The 15349-nt window shown below is 61.5% G+C and carries 17 protein-coding genes; 10 read left to right on the top strand and 7 right to left on the bottom strand.

Annotation, left to right across the window (positions count from 1 at the left end; genetic code table 11):
- Both V7756_RS14770 and V7756_RS14765 read right to left on the bottom strand, forming a co-directional pair.
- Positions 1–378: a carboxymuconolactone decarboxylase family protein gene (locus V7756_RS14770; protein ID WP_335610957.1), complete on the bottom strand. Its 378-nt coding sequence runs from the start codon at positions 376–378 to the stop codon at positions 1–3.
- A gap of 37 nt (positions 379–415) precedes the next feature.
- Positions 416–1096: a spermidine synthase gene (locus V7756_RS14765; RefSeq protein WP_335610956.1), complete on the bottom strand. Its 681-nt coding sequence runs from the start codon at positions 1094–1096 to the stop codon at positions 416–418.
- A 122-nt stretch (positions 1097–1218) separates the two neighbouring features.
- On the opposite strand from V7756_RS14765, the gene V7756_RS14760 reads away from it, so the two are divergent.
- The 4 genes from V7756_RS14760 to V7756_RS14745 all read left to right on the top strand — a co-directional run bounded on the left by V7756_RS14760 (position 1219) and on the right by V7756_RS14745 (position 2800).
- Positions 1219–1791, top strand: coding sequence for a TetR/AcrR family transcriptional regulator (locus V7756_RS14760; protein WP_335610955.1), 573 nt, complete (start codon positions 1219–1221; stop codon positions 1789–1791).
- A 154-nt stretch (positions 1792–1945) separates the two neighbouring features.
- Positions 1946–2203 (top strand): hypothetical protein, encoded by a 258-nt coding sequence (locus V7756_RS14755; protein WP_335610954.1) that lies wholly within the window; start codon positions 1946–1948, stop codon positions 2201–2203.
- Complete coding sequence (locus V7756_RS14750) at positions 2193–2354, top strand: PaaI family thioesterase (protein ID WP_335610953.1); 162 nt, start codon at positions 2193–2195, stop codon at positions 2352–2354. The genes V7756_RS14755 and V7756_RS14750 overlap by 11 nt, the downstream gene beginning before the upstream one ends.
- 29 nt (positions 2355–2383) lie before the next feature.
- On the top strand, positions 2384–2800 hold the full coding sequence (locus tag V7756_RS14745) for a PaaI family thioesterase (protein ID WP_335610952.1): 417 nt from the start codon (positions 2384–2386) through the stop codon (positions 2798–2800).
- A 71-nt stretch (positions 2801–2871) separates the two neighbouring features.
- On the opposite strand, the gene V7756_RS14740 is transcribed toward V7756_RS14745, so the two are convergent.
- Positions 2872–3615, bottom strand: coding sequence for an SDR family oxidoreductase (locus V7756_RS14740; RefSeq protein WP_335610951.1), 744 nt, complete (start codon positions 3613–3615; stop codon positions 2872–2874).
- Between the two features lie 132 nt (positions 3616–3747).
- On the opposite strand from V7756_RS14740, the gene V7756_RS14735 reads away from it, so the two are divergent.
- Both V7756_RS14735 and aqpZ read left to right on the top strand, forming a co-directional pair.
- Positions 3748–4665: a LysR family transcriptional regulator gene (locus tag V7756_RS14735; protein ID WP_335610950.1), complete on the top strand. Its 918-nt coding sequence runs from the start codon at positions 3748–3750 to the stop codon at positions 4663–4665.
- 147 nt (positions 4666–4812) lie between these two features.
- On the top strand, positions 4813–5535 hold the full coding sequence (gene aqpZ, locus V7756_RS14730; protein WP_335610949.1) for an aquaporin Z: 723 nt from the start codon (positions 4813–4815) through the stop codon (positions 5533–5535).
- 27 nt (positions 5536–5562) lie between these two features.
- Here the strand turns inward: aqpZ and V7756_RS14725 are convergent, their stop codons facing one another.
- From V7756_RS14725 to V7756_RS14715, 3 genes are all read right to left on the bottom strand, one after another.
- Complete coding sequence (locus V7756_RS14725; RefSeq protein WP_092286687.1) at positions 5563–5727, bottom strand: DUF1328 domain-containing protein; 165 nt, start codon at positions 5725–5727, stop codon at positions 5563–5565.
- Positions 5728–5839: 112 nt separating this feature from the next.
- The gene (locus tag V7756_RS14720) at positions 5840–6271 is read right to left on the bottom strand and encodes a ferritin-like domain-containing protein (protein ID WP_335610948.1); all 432 of its coding nucleotides are present in this window, start codon (positions 6269–6271) and stop codon (positions 5840–5842) included.
- 96 nt (positions 6272–6367) lie between these two features.
- Positions 6368–7198, bottom strand: coding sequence for a BON domain-containing protein (locus V7756_RS14715; protein WP_335610947.1), 831 nt, complete (start codon positions 7196–7198; stop codon positions 6368–6370).
- A gap of 325 nt (positions 7199–7523) precedes the next feature.
- Between V7756_RS14715 and V7756_RS14710 the strand changes: the two genes are divergently transcribed.
- Entirely contained in the window at positions 7524–8081 is a 558-nt protein-coding gene (locus V7756_RS14710) for a DUF4136 domain-containing protein (RefSeq protein ID WP_335610946.1), read from the top strand.
- A 13-nt stretch (positions 8082–8094) separates the two neighbouring features.
- Here the strand turns inward: V7756_RS14710 and V7756_RS14705 are convergent, their stop codons facing one another.
- Complete coding sequence (locus V7756_RS14705; protein ID WP_335610945.1) at positions 8095–9051, bottom strand: AraC family transcriptional regulator; 957 nt, start codon at positions 9049–9051, stop codon at positions 8095–8097.
- A gap of 379 nt (positions 9052–9430) precedes the next feature.
- Between V7756_RS14705 and V7756_RS14700 the strand changes: the two genes are divergently transcribed.
- The 3 genes from V7756_RS14700 to V7756_RS14690 all read left to right on the top strand — a co-directional run bounded on the left by V7756_RS14700 (position 9431) and on the right by V7756_RS14690 (position 15336).
- Positions 9431–10600, top strand: a complete 1170-nt coding sequence (locus V7756_RS14700; RefSeq protein WP_335610944.1) for an efflux RND transporter periplasmic adaptor subunit — start codon at positions 9431–9433, stop codon at positions 10598–10600.
- 103 nt (positions 10601–10703) lie between these two features.
- Positions 10704–13907, top strand: a complete 3204-nt coding sequence (locus V7756_RS14695) for an efflux RND transporter permease subunit (protein ID WP_335610943.1) — start codon at positions 10704–10706, stop codon at positions 13905–13907.
- Positions 13900–15336 carry an efflux transporter outer membrane subunit gene (locus tag V7756_RS14690; protein WP_335610942.1) on the top strand — a complete coding sequence of 479 codons (1437 nt, stop codon included), beginning with the start codon at positions 13900–13902 and terminating at the stop codon, positions 15334–15336. Before V7756_RS14695 ends, V7756_RS14690 begins: the two co-directional genes overlap by 8 nt.
- Positions 15337–15349: the final 13 nt, after the last annotated feature.

Here is a 15349-nt window from a genome sequence, read left to right as displayed (position 1 = left end):
TCAAGCGTTCTGGTAACTGTCGATCACTTCCTGCGCGGCGCGGAAGGCATCAATGGCTGCGGGTACCCCGGCATAAACCGCACAATGCAACAGCGCTTCACGTATCTCGTCCACGGTGCAGCCATTGTTCAGCGCGCCACGCACATGGCCCTTGAGTTCCTGCGGGCACTTGAGCGCGGTCAGCGCGGCCAGGGTAATCAGGCTGCGGGTTTTGCGGTCCAGCCCTTCGCGGTTCCATACGCCGCCCCAGGCGTGCTCGTTGACGAACTCCTGCAGCGGCTGGCTGAACTCGGTGGCGTTGTTTAGCGCGCGGTCAACAAAGTCGTCGCCCATGACTTCACGGCGTACCTGCAGGCCGTCCGGTTTGCTGTTGCTCATTGTCTGCTCCTGTTGTTGGTCGTGTTGATGATCCGGGTTATTTACGCTGCGCGATCCAGATGGTGTGACGGGTACCGCTGGTGCCATGGGCATAGACCTGCTCTTCGCGCGCCTTGAAGCCGGCTTTGCCCAGACGCTGCGAGAAGGCGCGGTCGGCACTGGCCGACCAGACTGCCAGCGTGCCCTTGGGGCGCAGTGCGCGCGCGCAGGCCTCGAGCCCGCCGGGGGAATACAACCAGCTGTTGGATTTTTGCGTCAGGCCCTCGGGGCCGTTATCCACATCCAGCATGATGGCGTCAAAGCCGCCAGCCTCGGCCTTGAGCAGCTCGGCGACATCTTGATTGACCACCCGCGTGCGCGGGTCGCTCAGCGGTTGGCCGGACTTCTCGCCCAATGCGCCCTGGTTCCATTCGATAACCCCGGGTACCAGTTCGGCAACCACCGCCTCGGCGCTCGACGCCAGATGCTTGAGCGCCGCCGCCAGGGTAAAGCCCATGCCCAGCCCGCCGATCAGCACCCGCGCGTCAGCCTTGCCGCTCAGGCTACGGCAGGGGATGGCGGCGAGTGCGTCCTCCGAGCCGTGGGTGCGGGTGTTCATCAATTGGCCGCCCTTGCCGCCCTGAATCTTGATCACAAAATCGTCGCCGTATTCGAACAGGCAGAGCGCATCCGTGGTGCCGGGAATGGGGGCGGTGTCGAGCAGGATGAAACGTTTCATGGTGGGTCCGCAGGCAATAAAGGCTGGATTCTAGCAGCCAGACCGTCGTTGGTGTGCTCGCTGCGGTCTATCAGATAGACTGGTCTGTATAGAGCACCAGCTACCACTTGCAGGAAATTGCCATGGCCGCTGCCGCCAAACACCGCAACAGCATCATTGCCTCCGCCATCCGGTTGTTTCGTCAGCGTGGCTACGCCGCGACCGGCCTGAACGATATTCTCAAGCACAGTGGCGCGCCCAAGGGCTCGCTGTATCACTACTTTCCCGGTGGCAAGGAGCAGTTGGGCGAGGAGGCGGTGGTAGTCGCCGCCAGGGTGGTGACCCAGACCCTGACGGACTTGCGCGGCAAGCACGCCAGCGCGCCGGAGATGCTCAGAGGCTATGGCCAGTTGCTGGCCGGCTGGATGACCCAGGCGAAGTTTGCCGAAGGCTGCCCGATCGCCACCACGTTGCTGGAAACCACGCCGCAGTCGCAGCCGCTGGCAACTGCCGGGCAACAGGCGTTCGCCGATTGGCGGGAGGTCTTTGCCAGCCAACTGCAGGCCGACGGGGTGGCAACCGAGCGCGCGCAACGCTGGGCGCAGTTGATCATCATCACGGTCGAAGGCGCCATGCTGATGGCGCGCGTAGAAGCCAGTGCGTTACCCATCGTTCAGGCCTGCGATGATCTCGCCGCGCTGATCGAAGCCAGCTGACCGGGGAGGTCTCCGCTTGCCTGACAGAGTCTGACTCACTCCGCTTCGCATTCCCACGCTCCCCATTCCCACGCTCTGCCCCGCCAGCAGCGTTGACGCCAGCTAAATATTATATAGACTGGTCTACATTAAATCGACGCGCGGGGAGATAGCCATGAGCGACACAGAGATTCCGCCTGGATACCAGTTGCATGATCGGCGCAGTGGGCTGACCGATCCCTGGCAGCCCATCTATCAACGCAGCCACGCGGCAGGGCTGAGCTTGGGCCTGCGCGCCGGGGCGGCGCATGTGAACAGCCGCGAATTCGTGCATGGCGGTTTGATCTCGGCGCTGGCAGACAATGCTATGGGGCTGAGCTGCGCCGCGCTTGCCGGATATTCACGGCCTGGTAACCGTCAGCATGACGCTTGATTACCTGGGCGTGGCGCGCCAGGGCCAGTGGCTTGAAGTGCGCGCAGAAGTACTGCGCACCGGCGGTTCGCTGTGCTACGCGGCGGCACGGATTTATGCCGACGAGCAGCTCTGTGCCTCGGCCAGTGCTGTTTTCAAGGTCGCGCGATAACACCCATCACCCGGAAGAGGCGTGCCGTCATGCAAGAAGACCAAGAGTTGCGAGACAAAATCCAAGAGATACTACCGATGGCCGCGTTCAATCGCTGGCTGCAGCTTCAACTGGTAGCGGTAGCGCCAGGCGAGGTGACCTTGCATCTGCCCTGGCGGAACGAGTTTGGCCAGTACAGCGGCTTTCTGCACGCCGGTATTTTGGGCGCGCTGATCGACACCGCCTGCGGCTTTGCCGCCATCACCCAGACCGACCGCGTGCTGGCATCTCAATATACGGTGCGTTGCCTGCGGCCAGCCGTGGCAGATACCTTTGTGATCCGCGGCTGGGTGGTCAAACCCGGTCGCCAGCAGATATTCGCCGCTGCCGAGATCTATGCTTTGGGTGATGAACAGCGCAAACCCTTCGCTGCCGGTGATGCGATGCTGGTGCCGGTGGCTTCCTGAGTGCGGTGCAGACGTGCTCACACCCCGTCAGCTCTGGCTGAACGGGGTGTGGGTGCCTCTCCAGGTTGAATCTAGAACTCTTGCACAGTTGGCCGTAGAACAATTTCGTTGATATCGACATCTGCTGGCTGTTCGATGGCGTAGGCGATGGCGCGGGCGACAGAATCTGCCGGGATGGCCTGCTGATAGAAATCCTTCACGTTGCTGGCGCTCTGTTCGTGCGAGCTGCCGTATTTGAGCTCGGAGTCCACCGCGCCGGGCAGTATGGTGGTGCTGCGAATGGCACCGCCCACTTCATGCCTTAACCCGTCACTGATCGCCCGCACGGCATACTTGGTGCCGCTATAGACGGTGCCGCCAGGGCTGAACACCTTGATGCCGGCAACCGAGGAAACGTTGATGAAGTGTCCGCTGTTCTGCTTCTCGAACAGCGGTAGTGCAGCAGCGATGCCGTAGAGCACGCCCTTGATGTTGATATCGATCATCCGGTCCCATTCTTCGACCTTGGTCTCGGACAGCGGCGCTATCGCCATCAGGCCAGCGTTGTTGATCAGTACGTCGACGCGGCCAAAGTGCGCAACGGCGCCCTGCATCAGCGCGTGCAAATCCTGCGCACGGGTAACATCGGTCTCGAAGGCAATCGCCTTGCCGCCGGCGGCGGTGAGTTCCTCTACCAGTGCATCCAGGCGGGCCTTGCGACGGGCCGCCAGTACCACGCTGGCGCCGAGCGATGCCAGGTGGCGTGCGGTGGCTTCGCCCAAACCGCTGCTGGCGCCGGTAATGACCACAACCTTGTTGGCAATATTGTGCTGCATGCAAACCTCCAGAAGTCTGTGTTAGCGGCGCGGCTGCTTGCCTGGCCTGGGCTGAAGTATGCGAGTGCCCGGTGTGGTAGAGAATGAAATGATTTGGATTGAACTATTCCAAAATATGGAATAAAAAGACCCATGCATAATCGAATTCAGTTACTCCGCATCTTCTGTAGCGCCGCTGAAGCGTCGAGCTTTCGGGAGGCCGCCAGCCGTCTGGGCACCTCGCCCCAGACTGTCACCCGTGCGGTGCAGGAGCTGGAAGAGCTGCTTGGCGAGCCGCTGTTTCACCGCAACACGCGCCAGATCCATATCACCGGTTTTGGTGAGAGCATGGCGTTGCAGGCCCGCGAGGCGCTGGCCACGGTAGATGGCCTGTTCAGCCGCAACCGGCACGCTGCCGAGGCGGCCGACAGCGTCGGCCGTGTGGGCATCGCTGCACCCCATGCGGTGGGGCGCCGTTTTCTGCTGGCGCTGATTCTGCCGTTGCTGCGGGCGCACCCGGGCCTGCAGCTGGATATTCGACTGGATGACGAACCCACCGATGTGGTCGGCGCGCAGATCGATGTGGGTGTGCGCATCGGCGGCATGCAGGACCGCAGTTACATCGCGCGCGCGGTCGCGCCCGTGGGTTTCATGGTGGTGGCCAGCCCCGGCTTGCTGGCGCAGCTCGCACCGGTCAAGCCGCAGCGCCCCACTGACCTGCTTGAGCTACCGCTCTCGGTGGTGATAGACCGGCGCACCGGCAAACCCTGGCCGTGGATGTTTCGTGGTGGTGAAAATCTGTTGGTGCCGCGTCCGGCCTTCAGTTGTGACGACGCCGAGGCAGAGCTGGCTGCGGTGCTAGCGGGACTGGCCATTGGTCAGGTTCCAACCTACCTGGCGTTGCCCTGCGTGCAGGCCGGTCAGCTCGTACCTTTGCTGGACGCCTACGCGCCCGCGCCAATCGAGCTGTATGTCTACCGTCCGCAACGGGGGCCGATCTCGGCGCGCGTGCGGCTGGTGTACGAGCATTTGCGCCAGGCTTTGGCCGATCCTCGCCAATTCCCCCAGTAAGCAACCGACAGAAGGTCGCGTCTGCGCTTGTCAGCGGGGTTGAGCGACCTATGCTTATTTTGCGTTCGGGTTTGCCAAACGCCAGATAACAGGCCGCTCAACCTCAATTTCTGACGGGGCCGCGGCCCTCAGCACAGGGGATTGTGTATGAAAGCTTACGCAGCAGAATTGTGCGGTACCTTCTGGTTGGTCCTGGGTGGATGCGGCAGCGCCGTTCTGGCGGCGTCCTTTCCCGAGGTTGGCATTGGCTTGTTGGGCGTGTCGCTGGCATTCGGCCTGACGGTACTGACCATGGCTTTTGCCATCGGGCATATTTCCGGTTGCCATTTGAACCCGGCGGTCTCCATTGGCCTGTGGGCCGGCGGGCGCTTTCCCGCGAGCGAGCTTGCGCCCTACATCTTTGCGCAGGTGCTTGGCGGTGTGCTGGCGGGCGCGGTGCTCTATGTCATCGCCAGCGGCCAGGCTGGCTTTGATGTCAGTGCCGGCTTCGCCGCCAACGGGTATGGTGCCCATTCGCCGGGTGGCTATTTGCTGCAGGCGGCGCTGGTGTGCGAAGTGGTGATGACCATGATGTTCCTGCTGGTGATCATGGGCGCGACCGATCAGCGCGCGCCGGCAGGCTTTGCGCCTATTGCCATAGGCCTTTGTCTGACCCTCATTCATCTGATCAGCATTCCCGTGACCAATACCTCGGTGAATCCGGCGCGCAGTACAGGGGTGGGCGTATTTGTGGGCGATTGGGCGGTGGCTCAGCTCTGGTTGTTCTGGCTGGCCCCGGTTGTGGGCGGCATCCTGGGCGCGTTGATGTATCGCTTTCTGGTCGGCGGTTCGTTGAAGCTGAATCTGCCGGATATGAAAACACCCGCATAAGCGGGTGTTGGCAGTCAGCGTTCAGCGCTAGGGGCGCGGTCGGCGACCCATGATAAAGGACACAATGAACAGCACCAGGAAAACCAGGAACAGAATCTTGGCGATCCCTGTAGCTGTACCGGCGATGCCACCGAAGCCCAGTACTGCAGCGATGATAGCGATGATCAGAAATGTAATAGCCCAACTAAGCATGGTGTTTCTCCTTGGTAGCAAGCCTTTTGCGCTCTATCGCCGGGCGCGCTGGCTCTTGCTTGGGTCTGTCGGGGCGGACACGCTGATCGCCCCGACAGGTTAGGTTGCTGCATTACTGCGCTTTTTTCAGATCGCGCATACGGTCGTGGCACGCGCGAACCTTGGGCATTTGCGCTGCTACCTCGGCGCGCAGGTCCGGCTCGTGACCGTCCATGGCGTCTTCGAAAGCGTGCAGAATGCGATCCTCGGCCTCTTCCAGTTGGGCGATGTAGGTCGCGCCTTCATCGCTGGACAGGGCAGCTCGGGTGTCGGCATACATCTGGCGCATCTTGCCGCCCATGGTGCCACCGGTAGCGGGAGACTCATTGTTGGCGGCGACCTTGCCTTCCAGCGCGGCGATGACTTCGGTCTTGGCCTGAGCCATATCGCTGAACAGTGCCTTGAGTTGGACGTCTTTCACTTCCTCGCGGGCGTGTTCATAAAAACGTTTGCCATCGCGCGTCACTTCAATCAGTTCGTTCAGTTCAGAGGTCTTGGTGCTCATGATCCATAGTCCTTCTGTTGAGTGCGTTCAGCTGTTTGTGCAACTGCCGTTTCAGCTTTGGCAGTAAAACTGCCGGCCCGTAGGCCGGCTCAAATATCAACCAGCGGTGCGCAGATTCTCAGCGGTTACATCTTTCACACCCTTGATGTTCTCGGCAGTGCGGATGGCCAGATCCTTCTCGGAAGCAGACATTACCGTACCGCTCAGGGCGACCACACCGTTCTTGGTGTCGACCGAAATATCCAGGCCGCTCAGGTTGCTGCTCAGCAGATAGCTGGATTTGATCTTGCTGGTAATCCAGGCATCGCTGATGGCAGCACCGGCATCATCGGCGGTGTTCTGCGCCTTCGCTGCAGCGGTGGCGTTGGCATTGACCTTGATTTCATTGTCAACGCGACGCACACCATCGGTGTCCTTGGCCAGCATGCCAGCCAGATCCTTGGCTGCTTCAGACTGCGCGGTACCGCTCAAACTTACGACACCGTTGTTGGTAGTGACGTTCACATCCAAACCTTCAGTGTTGCTGTTCCACAGCAGCTTGGATTTGATGGTGGCGGTGGTGGTGGCGTTGCTGAAACTCTGTGATAGCGTGGGTTTGCCGTCTTCCATGTCGCGGGTTTCAACGTCCGGATTGACGGTAAGCTTGTTGTCCACTTTTGTGACGCCGTCGATGCTCATGGCCACTTCTTCAGCCAGGTCACGATCTACATCGTTTTCAACTTCACCGGTGAGGGTGGCAACGCCGTTCTCAACGTCCACATCGATTTCGAAGGGGTTGAGGTGGCGATTCAAGGCAATCGCTGTCCACACTGAACCCTCTTGGCGGGCTTCAGCGAGATCGCCTTCGTCTGCATGGGCAGCCAGCGGCATCATGCCGATCAGGCTGGCGGTAGCGGTAGCAACTGCGATTGTTTTCAACTTGAACATGGGTGGTTCTCCTGTGAATCATTTTTTTGTCCGTATTCGGCGTAATCCTGCGCACCGATAGCAATACTGTTGCAGGGGCTGTGCCAGCTTTTTGTGTTTCAGTAATATGATTAAAATCAATATGTTATGTGTTTTTGGTGGTCGTTCTTCAGTTGCGCTTTGCACGACTTGTGCTTTTATGTCGTGCAATTTGCAAGAGCTTTTCGCCTCTGCAGGAAATGTACGGGCGGCAAGGATTGCTGCCTCGGGTTACACTGCAAAAAAGCGTTGGCGGCTTGTGCCGCGCTATCATCTTGTGGTTATCGATTACTTCTGGAGTCCTACCATGCGTCGATTATTTCTGCTGTTGCCTGCCCTGCTGCTGCTTGCCGCCTGCCAGGGAGCCGCAGTGCAGCCTGACTACGATGCCACGCGCGATTTTGCGCAATATCGCACTTGGGAGTTTGCTGAACCGGCGGTTGCCTACCGCCCGGAGAACGACCCGCGTATGAGCGGTGAATTGACCAGCGAGCGGGTGAAGGCCTCGGTGGCCAATCAGATGGAGCTGCGCGGATTACGGCCGCCGGTCGCAGGTCAGAACCCGGACCTCAAGGTGAAGACCTATCTGATTGTTGAAAACCGGCAGGACAATGTCACCACCAGCTTTGGTGGCTATTGGGGGTGGGGCGGTGGCTTCTGGGGTGGTCCTTCGATCCAGACCCAGAGCGTGGATTACAAGGAGCTGACGCTGCAGATCGACATGCTCGACAGCCGCGACGACAAACTGGTGTGGCGCGGCAGCGAGAGCGACACCCTGAGCGAGCGCCCGCAGACGCCGGCCAAGCGTGAAGAGCAGATCAATCGCCTGGTCGGCAAGATCCTCGGCAGCTTCCCGCCGAACTGAGCGCCTTCTACCGTTACATGCTGGCGAGCATCGGCTGCTCGCCGCGCAGCTTGACCACATCGGCCCTGGGCGGCGCGCCAAACATGCGGCGGTACTCGCGGCTGAAATGCGAGGGGCTTTCGTAACCCACGCGGTAGCTGGCGGTGGCTGCTTCCAGGCCTTCGCTGAGCATCAATCGGCGCGCCTCGTGCAGGCGCAGCTTCTTCTGAAACTGTACCGGCGACATGCGCGTCACCTGTTTGAAGGTGTGGAACAGGGTGGATTCGCTCATGTTCACGTCATCGGCCAGTTCCCGCACGCGCAGCGGCTCGGCAAAGCGATCCTTGAGTACGGCAATGACCTTGGAGATACGGTGCGCCTGGCTGTCGGTGGCGACAAAGTCGCGCATGCGCCAACCCATTTCACCGATCAGGGCGCGGTAGATAATCTCACGGCGCACCAGCGGTGCCAGGATGCGGCAGTCGGCTGGAGAGTCGAGCAGTGATACCAGGCGTGTCATGGCTTCCAGAATACCGACGTTGACCGGCGCTACGCTAAGGCCACAAGCCGCTGCGGGGCAATCGCGCTGCTGATCTAGCGGTGGCAGGGTATCCCCCAGCTCCAACACCATTTCTGCGACTTCCTGCGGGTCGATCGACAGCTTGACTGCCAGATATGGCTTCTCTATTGAAGCTTCGACCACACTTCCTACCACCGGCAGGTCTACTGCAGAGATCATGTAGGTTAGCGGGCCATAGGCAATTTCCTTGTCGCCCAGCTGCACGGTTTTACTGCCCTGGGCGATGACGCACAGAGCCGGATCATAAACCCCACAATTCAGATTGCTCGGCTGATCGGCTCGGAACATCTGCAGGCCGGGTATGCAGGTGTCGTGTATCCCGTCGGCCCTTGCGTGCTCCAACGCCAGCTCGGCCAGGCGGCGACACATGGGCGCTTCAGGTTGCGCAAGCTGGGCGTTGATGTCGATCATGGGGGGTAACACCTCATTCTGGAGTTTCGCGATAGTATACGCAGATTGCCTATCACGCTGATTACAGCATTAAGTCTTTTGCAGGATCAGGCAATAAGCTTGCAGGATTGCGCAAATCAAAGGCTGTAAGGGGGTCCTTTGCTTTCATTTAGTGCAATATACCCCTGTGACGGCGCCAAAGTCGCGCATTTCGGTAATTGCCTTTTTCTCCGACAAAAACAGAAATAGGCAATTCTTGGGCAGGACTGCGCTATCGGATGGCGGCCCGGCCCGCGTATCTTTCCCTCCATACCAAAGCCCTGCCTGAACCGGTTTGCCTCGTGCGAGCAGGGCTGTTTCGTATTGCCAAGCCAATTTGCACACAGGGAGCAAATACCAGATGACCACTTTCATCCCAAGGGATCTGAAATACTTCGGCGCGTTGGGCGTATTGCTTGCCGTACTCGCCGGCTGCGATGCCAATGGCGAAGAAACCGCTGCCGCGCCGCCGGCACCGGCAGTACAGGTAGCCACGGTCAGCGCCCGCGATGTGACGCTGTGGGATACCTTCACCGGCCGTATCGCGGCGCCTGAGACGGTCGCGCTGCGACCTCGTGTAAGTGGCTACATTGACCGGGTGGCCTTTACCGAGGGCGAACTGGTCAAGCAGGGCGACGTGCTCTTCGTGATTGATCAGCGTCCTTATCAGGCGCGCTTGCAGATGGCCGCAGCAGAGCTGGAACGGGCGCGCAGCCAACTGCAACTCAGCGACCGAGAAGCCAAGCGGGCGGAACAGTTATGGGAACGCCGTGCCATCTCCCGTGAGGAGCTGGAACAGCGCAGCGCCGCCCGCGCCATTGCTGGCGCCGGGGTCAGTTCGGCTCAGGCTTCACTCGACAACGCCAAGCTGGATCTGGCCTATACCGAAGTGAAGGCGCCGGTGAGCGGTCGCATGGGACGCGCGGAAATTACCCGCGGCAATCTGGCCACCGCCGACAGCACGCTGCTGGCCATGCTGGTATCGGTTGATCCCATGTATGTCTATTTCGAAAGCGACCAGCAGACCGCCGACAGCAACCCCTACGCCAATGCCGAGGCGGACCAGCTAGTCCCGGTGCGTATCGGCCTGGCCAATACTGAAGACTATCCGCACGCCGGCCAGCTGGACTTTATCGACAACCAGTTCAATGCGGCCACCGGCACCCTGCAGTACCGCGCCGTGGTGGCCAACCCGGAAGGTGTGCTGCGACCGGGCCAGTTCGCCCGCGTGCAGATGCCGGTGGCGGCAGCGGACAAGGCCATTCTGATCGATCAGAAAGCGGTATTGACCGACCAGGACCGTCGTTATGTGTACGTGCTGGACGAGCAGAACCAGGCGACTCGGCGCTTTGTGCAGACTGGCCGGCGTATGGACGGCTTGCTGGTGATCAGCGACGGTCTGGTCGACGGCGACCGTGTGGTGGTCAACGGCTTGCAGAAGATCGCCTTCCCGGGCATGCAGGTCGCGCCTGAGCCGGTAGCCATGGCCAGTTCCGAACGCGAAGCTGTGGTAGCGCAAACCGGTTTCTAGCCCTTCGCCGCCGTTGTCTGCCGGTATCAACTGGGCAGACACACCTTAAATCATTGTTGCCAGGGACGCGCTCAGCCGAGCGCGTCACAGGGAGAGTCTTGCCGTGAACATTTCACGTTTCTTCATTGATCGACCGATTTTCGCGTCGGTGTTGTCGATCATCATCTTTGCCGGCGGCCTGATCAGCATCCCCTTGCTGCCGGTCAGCGAATACCCCGAGGTCGTGCCGCCCAGCGTGCTGGTCAGCGCCAGTTATCCCGGCGCCAATCCCAAGACCATTTCGGAAACCGTCGCCACCCCGCTGGAAGAAGCCATCAACGGCGTGGAAGACATGATCTACATGAAGTCTGTCGCCGGCAGTGATGGCAGCTTGGCGCTGACCGTGACCTTTGCCCTGGGCACCGACCCGGATCAGGCCCAGGTGCAGGTACAGAACCGGGTGTCGCAGGCCCTGCCGCGCCTGCCAGAGGATGTGCGCCGGCTGGGGGTGACCACGCAAAAGCAGTCGCCCAACCTGATGATGGCGGTGCACCTGATCTCGCCGGATGACAGCCTGGATGCCACCTATATTCGCAACTACGCGGTGCTGCATATCCGCGATGAGCTGGCGCGGATTCCCGGCGTGGGTCAGGCCGGGCTGTTCGGTGCCGGTGACTACGCCATGCGCCTGTGGATAGATCCGCAGCGCGCGGCCTCGCTGGGCGTGACTGCCGGCGATATCACCGCCGCAGTACAGGAGCAGAACGTGCAGGTATCGGCTGGTCAGATTGGCGCGCCGCCGATGCCCGACGGCTCCGACCTGCTGATCTCGATCAATGCCAAGGGTCGGCTGGACAGCACCGAAGCCTTTGGCGACATAGTGCTGAAGACCGGCGCCGATGGGCAGATTACCCGGCTGCGCGATGTCGCGCGCATCGAGCTGGCAGCGCAGGAAGACTCGCTGCGTGCGCTGCTCAACGGCCGTCAGGCGGTAGCCCTGCCAATCTTCCAGGCGCCGGGCTCCAACGCGCTGGACGTATCGGCTGCGGTGCGCGCCAAGATGGCCGAACTGGATGACGCCTTTCCGCAGGGCCTGAAGTGGGAGATCGCTTACGACCCAACGGTCTTCGTCAGCACCTCTATCAGCTCGGTGATCACCACCCTGCTGGAAGCCGTGGCGCTGGTAGTGCTGGTGGTGATCCTGTTCCTGCAGACCTGGCGCGCCTCGCTGATTCCGCTGTTGGCGGTGCCGGTCTCCATCGTCGGCAGCTTCGCCGTGCTGCTGATGCTGGGATATTCCATCAATACCCTGACGCTGTTCGCCATGGTGTTGGCCATCGGTATTGTGGTGGACGACGCCATCGTGGTGGTGGAGAACGTCGAGCGCAACATAGAGCAGGGGTTGGCGCCGCTGGCGGCGGCCCATCAGGCCATGCGCGAGGTGAGCGGGCCGATCATCGCCATCAGTCTGGTGCTCTGCGCGGTCTTTGTGCCCATGGCCTTTCTGGACGGCATTACCGGTCAGTTCTATCGCCAGTTTGCCGTGACCATCGCCATTACCACAGTGATCTCGGCCATCAACTCGCTGACCCTGTCGCCCGCGTTGGCCGCCACCCTGCTGAAGCCGCACGGCGCGCCACCGGATCTGCCCGCGCGCATTCTGGATCGCAGCTTCGGCTGGCTGTTCCGCCCGTTCAACCGCTTTTTCCAGCGCAATGCGCTGCGTTACGAGCGTTTTGTGGGCCGCAGTTTCGGTCGCCGTGGCCTGGTGTTCGGCGTTTACCTGATTCTGTTGGCAAGCACGGTTTTCATGTTCAATCAGGTGCCCGGCGGTTTCATTCCGACCCAGGACAAGACCTACCTGATCGGCAGTATTCGCCTGCCGGAAGGCTCGACCCTGGACCGCACCGAAGCGGTGGCGCGGCGCGTAAGCGAAATAGCGCTGGGCACCGAGGGCGTGGCCGACGCCGCGGCATTTGTCGGCTTCAACGCGCTGCAGGGCACCAATACACCGAACATTGCCACGGTGTTTGTGCTGTTCGACGATTTCAAGATCCGTGACCGCACGGCGCTGGAGATCGCCGACGATCTGAACGCCAAGCTGGGCAGCATCAATGAAGGCTTTGCCATCACCTTCATGCCGCCACCGGTGTTCGGTCTGGGCGCCGGCTCTGGCTACTCGCTGTATATCCAGGATCGCAGCGGTGCCGGCTACGGCGCACTGCAGCAGTCCACCGATGCGCTGGCCATGGCGTTGAGCCAGACGCCGGGGCTGGGCTTCCCGATCACCTCTTACCAGGCCAACGTACCGCAGCTGGATGCCGAGGTGGATCGCCTGCAGGCCAAGGCGCAGGGCGTGCGGCTGGATGATCTGTTCGGCACCCTGCAACTGTACTTTGGCTCGCAGTACATCAATGACTTCAACCTGTTTGGCCGCACCTACCAGGTCAAGGCGCAGGCGGATGCCTCCTTCCGTGATGAAGCCAGCGATCTGGATCATCTCTACACGCGCAATGCGCGCGGCGACATGGTGCCGCTCAATACCATGGTCAGCCTGACGCAGAGCTTTGGTCCCGACCCGGTGATCCGCTACAACGGCTACCCGGCGTCGGACCTGATTGGCCAGTCCGACCCGGCCATGCTGTCCTCCGGTGAGACCCTGGCCACGGTGGCCAAGGTGGCCGGGCAGACGCTGCCGGCCGGGATGAGCGTGGAGTGGACCGATCTTAGCTTCCAGCAGATTACTCAAGGCAACGCCGCACTGGTGGTCTTCCCGCTCGCGCTGCTGCTGGTGTTTCTGGTGCTGGCGGCGTTGTATGAAAGCTGGGTGATGCCACTGGCGGTCATTCTTATCGTGCCCATGTGTCTGCTGGCCGCGCTCTTTGGTGTGTGGCTCAGTGGCGGCGACAACAACGTGTTTGTGCAGGTGGGCCTGGTGGTGCTGATGGGGCTGGCGTGCAAGAACGCCATCCTGATTGTGGAGTTTGCCCGTGAGTTGGAAATGGCTGGCATGGAAACCATCAAGGCGGCGCTGGAATCCAGCCGTCTGCGGTTGCGCCCGATCATCATGACCTCGGTGGCCTTTGTTGCCGGTGTAGTGCCGCTGGTACTGGCTACTGGCGCCGGCAGCGAAGTACGCAACGCCATGGGCATTACCGTATTCACCGGGATGCTGGGTGTAACCCTGTTCGGCCTGCTGCTGACGCCAGTGTTCTACGTTGCCCTGCGCAAATTATCGGGTAAATCGCTGGCATTGACGCCAGCCACTGCAGCGCATCACACAGCGCCTGCCATAGCCAGTCATGAACAGGAGAGTACCCATGAATAAGCGACTGCATAGACCCTTGCAGCGCGTGCTGCCCTTTGCCCTGAGTCTGCTGGTTACCGCCTGTGCGGTGGGGCCGGATTACCAGGCACCGGAGCCGGTGCAGGTGGACCGCTTCAGCCAGGCGACTGGCAATCAGACCGATCCAGCGGCGGAGCAGCGCTTCTGGGCTGGCTTCAACGATCCGATCCTGGCGGATCTGGTCGATCGCACGCTGGCTGGCAACCTTGATCTGCAGACGTTACTGGCGCGTTATCAGGGCGCCGAAGCGCTATTGCGCGGTGCTCGGCGTGATCGCTGGCCGAGTGTGCGCGCCCAGGGTGGCGCGGCCGAGCAGCACCTGGCAGAAGTGGAACGTACCACGCCGGATCAGCAGCGCGTCGAGCAGTATTCGGCCGGACTGGTGGCCAGTTGGGAGCTGGATTTCTATGGCCGCCTGACACGTGCGGTAGAAGCCAGCGAGGCCGAATTGCAAGCCTCGGCTGCGGATCTGCAGGCACTGCAGGTCGCCCTGAGCGGGCAACTAGCCAGCAGTTACTTTGCGCTGCGCGGGCAACAGCAGTTGCTGGCGGTGGCGCGGCAGAACGTGGCGCTGCAGCAGGAGTCGCTGGACATTGTCAGCGCGCGCCTGGAGGCCGGTCGCGGCACCGAGTTTGATCGCCTGCGCGCCGCCGCCGAGCTGGATTCGCTGCGCGCGCTGGTACCGCAGCGTGAAGCGGCAGTGCAGTTGAGCATGCATCGACTCGCGGTGCTCACCGGACAACCACCCGCGGCGTTGAACGCGTTGCTGAATAAGGCACGCCCGATGCCCACGGTGGTCGCCGAGATTCCGGTTGGCACGCCGGCGCAGGTCTTGCGCCGCCGGCCGGATATTCAGGCCGCCGAACGACGCCTGGCGGCCGCCACCGCGCAGGTGGGCGTGGCCACGGCCGATCTGTTCCCGCGCTTTACCCTGGGCGCACTGCTCGGTTCGGTCGCGGGTAGCGGTAGCGACCTGTTCACCGCTGGCGCCGAATCGCGCAGCATCAGCCTGGGTATCGACTGGACCTTTCTGGATGTGGAAGGCGTGCGCGCGCGCATAGCCGCAGCCGATGCGCGCGGGGCAGAACGTCTGGCGCAATATCAGCAGACGGTGCTCGATGCGCTGGAAGAAACCGAGAACGGCCTGGTCAATGTGCGTCAGTCGCAGCGCCGCAGTGACTGGCTGCAAACCGCCAGCGAGTCGGCGGAGCAGGCGGTAGAGCAGGCGCGGCTGCGCTACGAGCAAGGCTATATCGAGTACTTCGAGGTGCTGGATGCGGAGCAGGCATTGACCGCGGTGCGCAGTGATCTGGTACAGAGTCGTATCGACTCGGCGGTGGCCATGGTCTCGGTGTACCAGGCCATTGCCGGCGCGCCGGTCACGACTGCAGAGACATTGGCGCAGCGTTAAGGCTGCGCCAGCG

The organism is Halopseudomonas sp. (assembly GCF_036961105.1).
In the GTDB taxonomy this organism is placed as follows: Bacteria; Pseudomonadota; Gammaproteobacteria; order Pseudomonadales; family Pseudomonadaceae; genus Halopseudomonas.
The sequence above is the reverse complement of the archived record's forward strand: the minus strand, read 5'-3'. Positions and strand labels throughout refer to the sequence as shown.

Coding starts and splice junctions, on each gene's coding strand:
- V7756_RS14770 (WP_335610957.1), bottom strand. CDS start 378: ATGAGCAACAGCAAACCGGACGGCCTGCAGGTACGCCGTGAAGTCATG.
- V7756_RS14765 (WP_335610956.1), bottom strand. CDS start 1,096: ATGAAACGTTTCATCCTGCTCGACACCGCCCCCATTCCCGGCACCACG.
- V7756_RS14760 (WP_335610955.1), top strand. CDS start 1,219: ATGGCCGCTGCCGCCAAACACCGCAACAGCATCATTGCCTCCGCCATC.
- V7756_RS14755 (WP_335610954.1), top strand. CDS start 1,946: ATGAGCGACACAGAGATTCCGCCTGGATACCAGTTGCATGATCGGCGC.
- V7756_RS14750 (WP_335610953.1), top strand. CDS start 2,193: ATGACGCTTGATTACCTGGGCGTGGCGCGCCAGGGCCAGTGGCTTGAA.
- V7756_RS14745 (WP_335610952.1), top strand. CDS start 2,384: ATGCAAGAAGACCAAGAGTTGCGAGACAAAATCCAAGAGATACTACCG.
- V7756_RS14740 (WP_335610951.1), bottom strand. CDS start 3,615: ATGCAGCACAATATTGCCAACAAGGTTGTGGTCATTACCGGCGCCAGC.
- V7756_RS14735 (WP_335610950.1), top strand. CDS start 3,748: ATGCATAATCGAATTCAGTTACTCCGCATCTTCTGTAGCGCCGCTGAA.
- aqpZ (WP_335610949.1), top strand. CDS start 4,813: ATGAAAGCTTACGCAGCAGAATTGTGCGGTACCTTCTGGTTGGTCCTG.
- V7756_RS14725 (WP_092286687.1), bottom strand. CDS start 5,727: ATGCTTAGTTGGGCTATTACATTTCTGATCATCGCTATCATCGCTGCA.
- V7756_RS14720 (WP_335610948.1), bottom strand. CDS start 6,271: ATGAGCACCAAGACCTCTGAACTGAACGAACTGATTGAAGTGACGCGC.
- V7756_RS14715 (WP_335610947.1), bottom strand. CDS start 7,198: ATGTTCAAGTTGAAAACAATCGCAGTTGCTACCGCTACCGCCAGCCTG.
- V7756_RS14710 (WP_335610946.1), top strand. CDS start 7,524: ATGCGTCGATTATTTCTGCTGTTGCCTGCCCTGCTGCTGCTTGCCGCC.
- V7756_RS14705 (WP_335610945.1), bottom strand. CDS start 9,051: ATGATCGACATCAACGCCCAGCTTGCGCAACCTGAAGCGCCCATGTGT.
- V7756_RS14700 (WP_335610944.1), top strand. CDS start 9,431: ATGACCACTTTCATCCCAAGGGATCTGAAATACTTCGGCGCGTTGGGC.
- V7756_RS14690 (WP_335610942.1), top strand. CDS start 13,900: ATGAATAAGCGACTGCATAGACCCTTGCAGCGCGTGCTGCCCTTTGCC.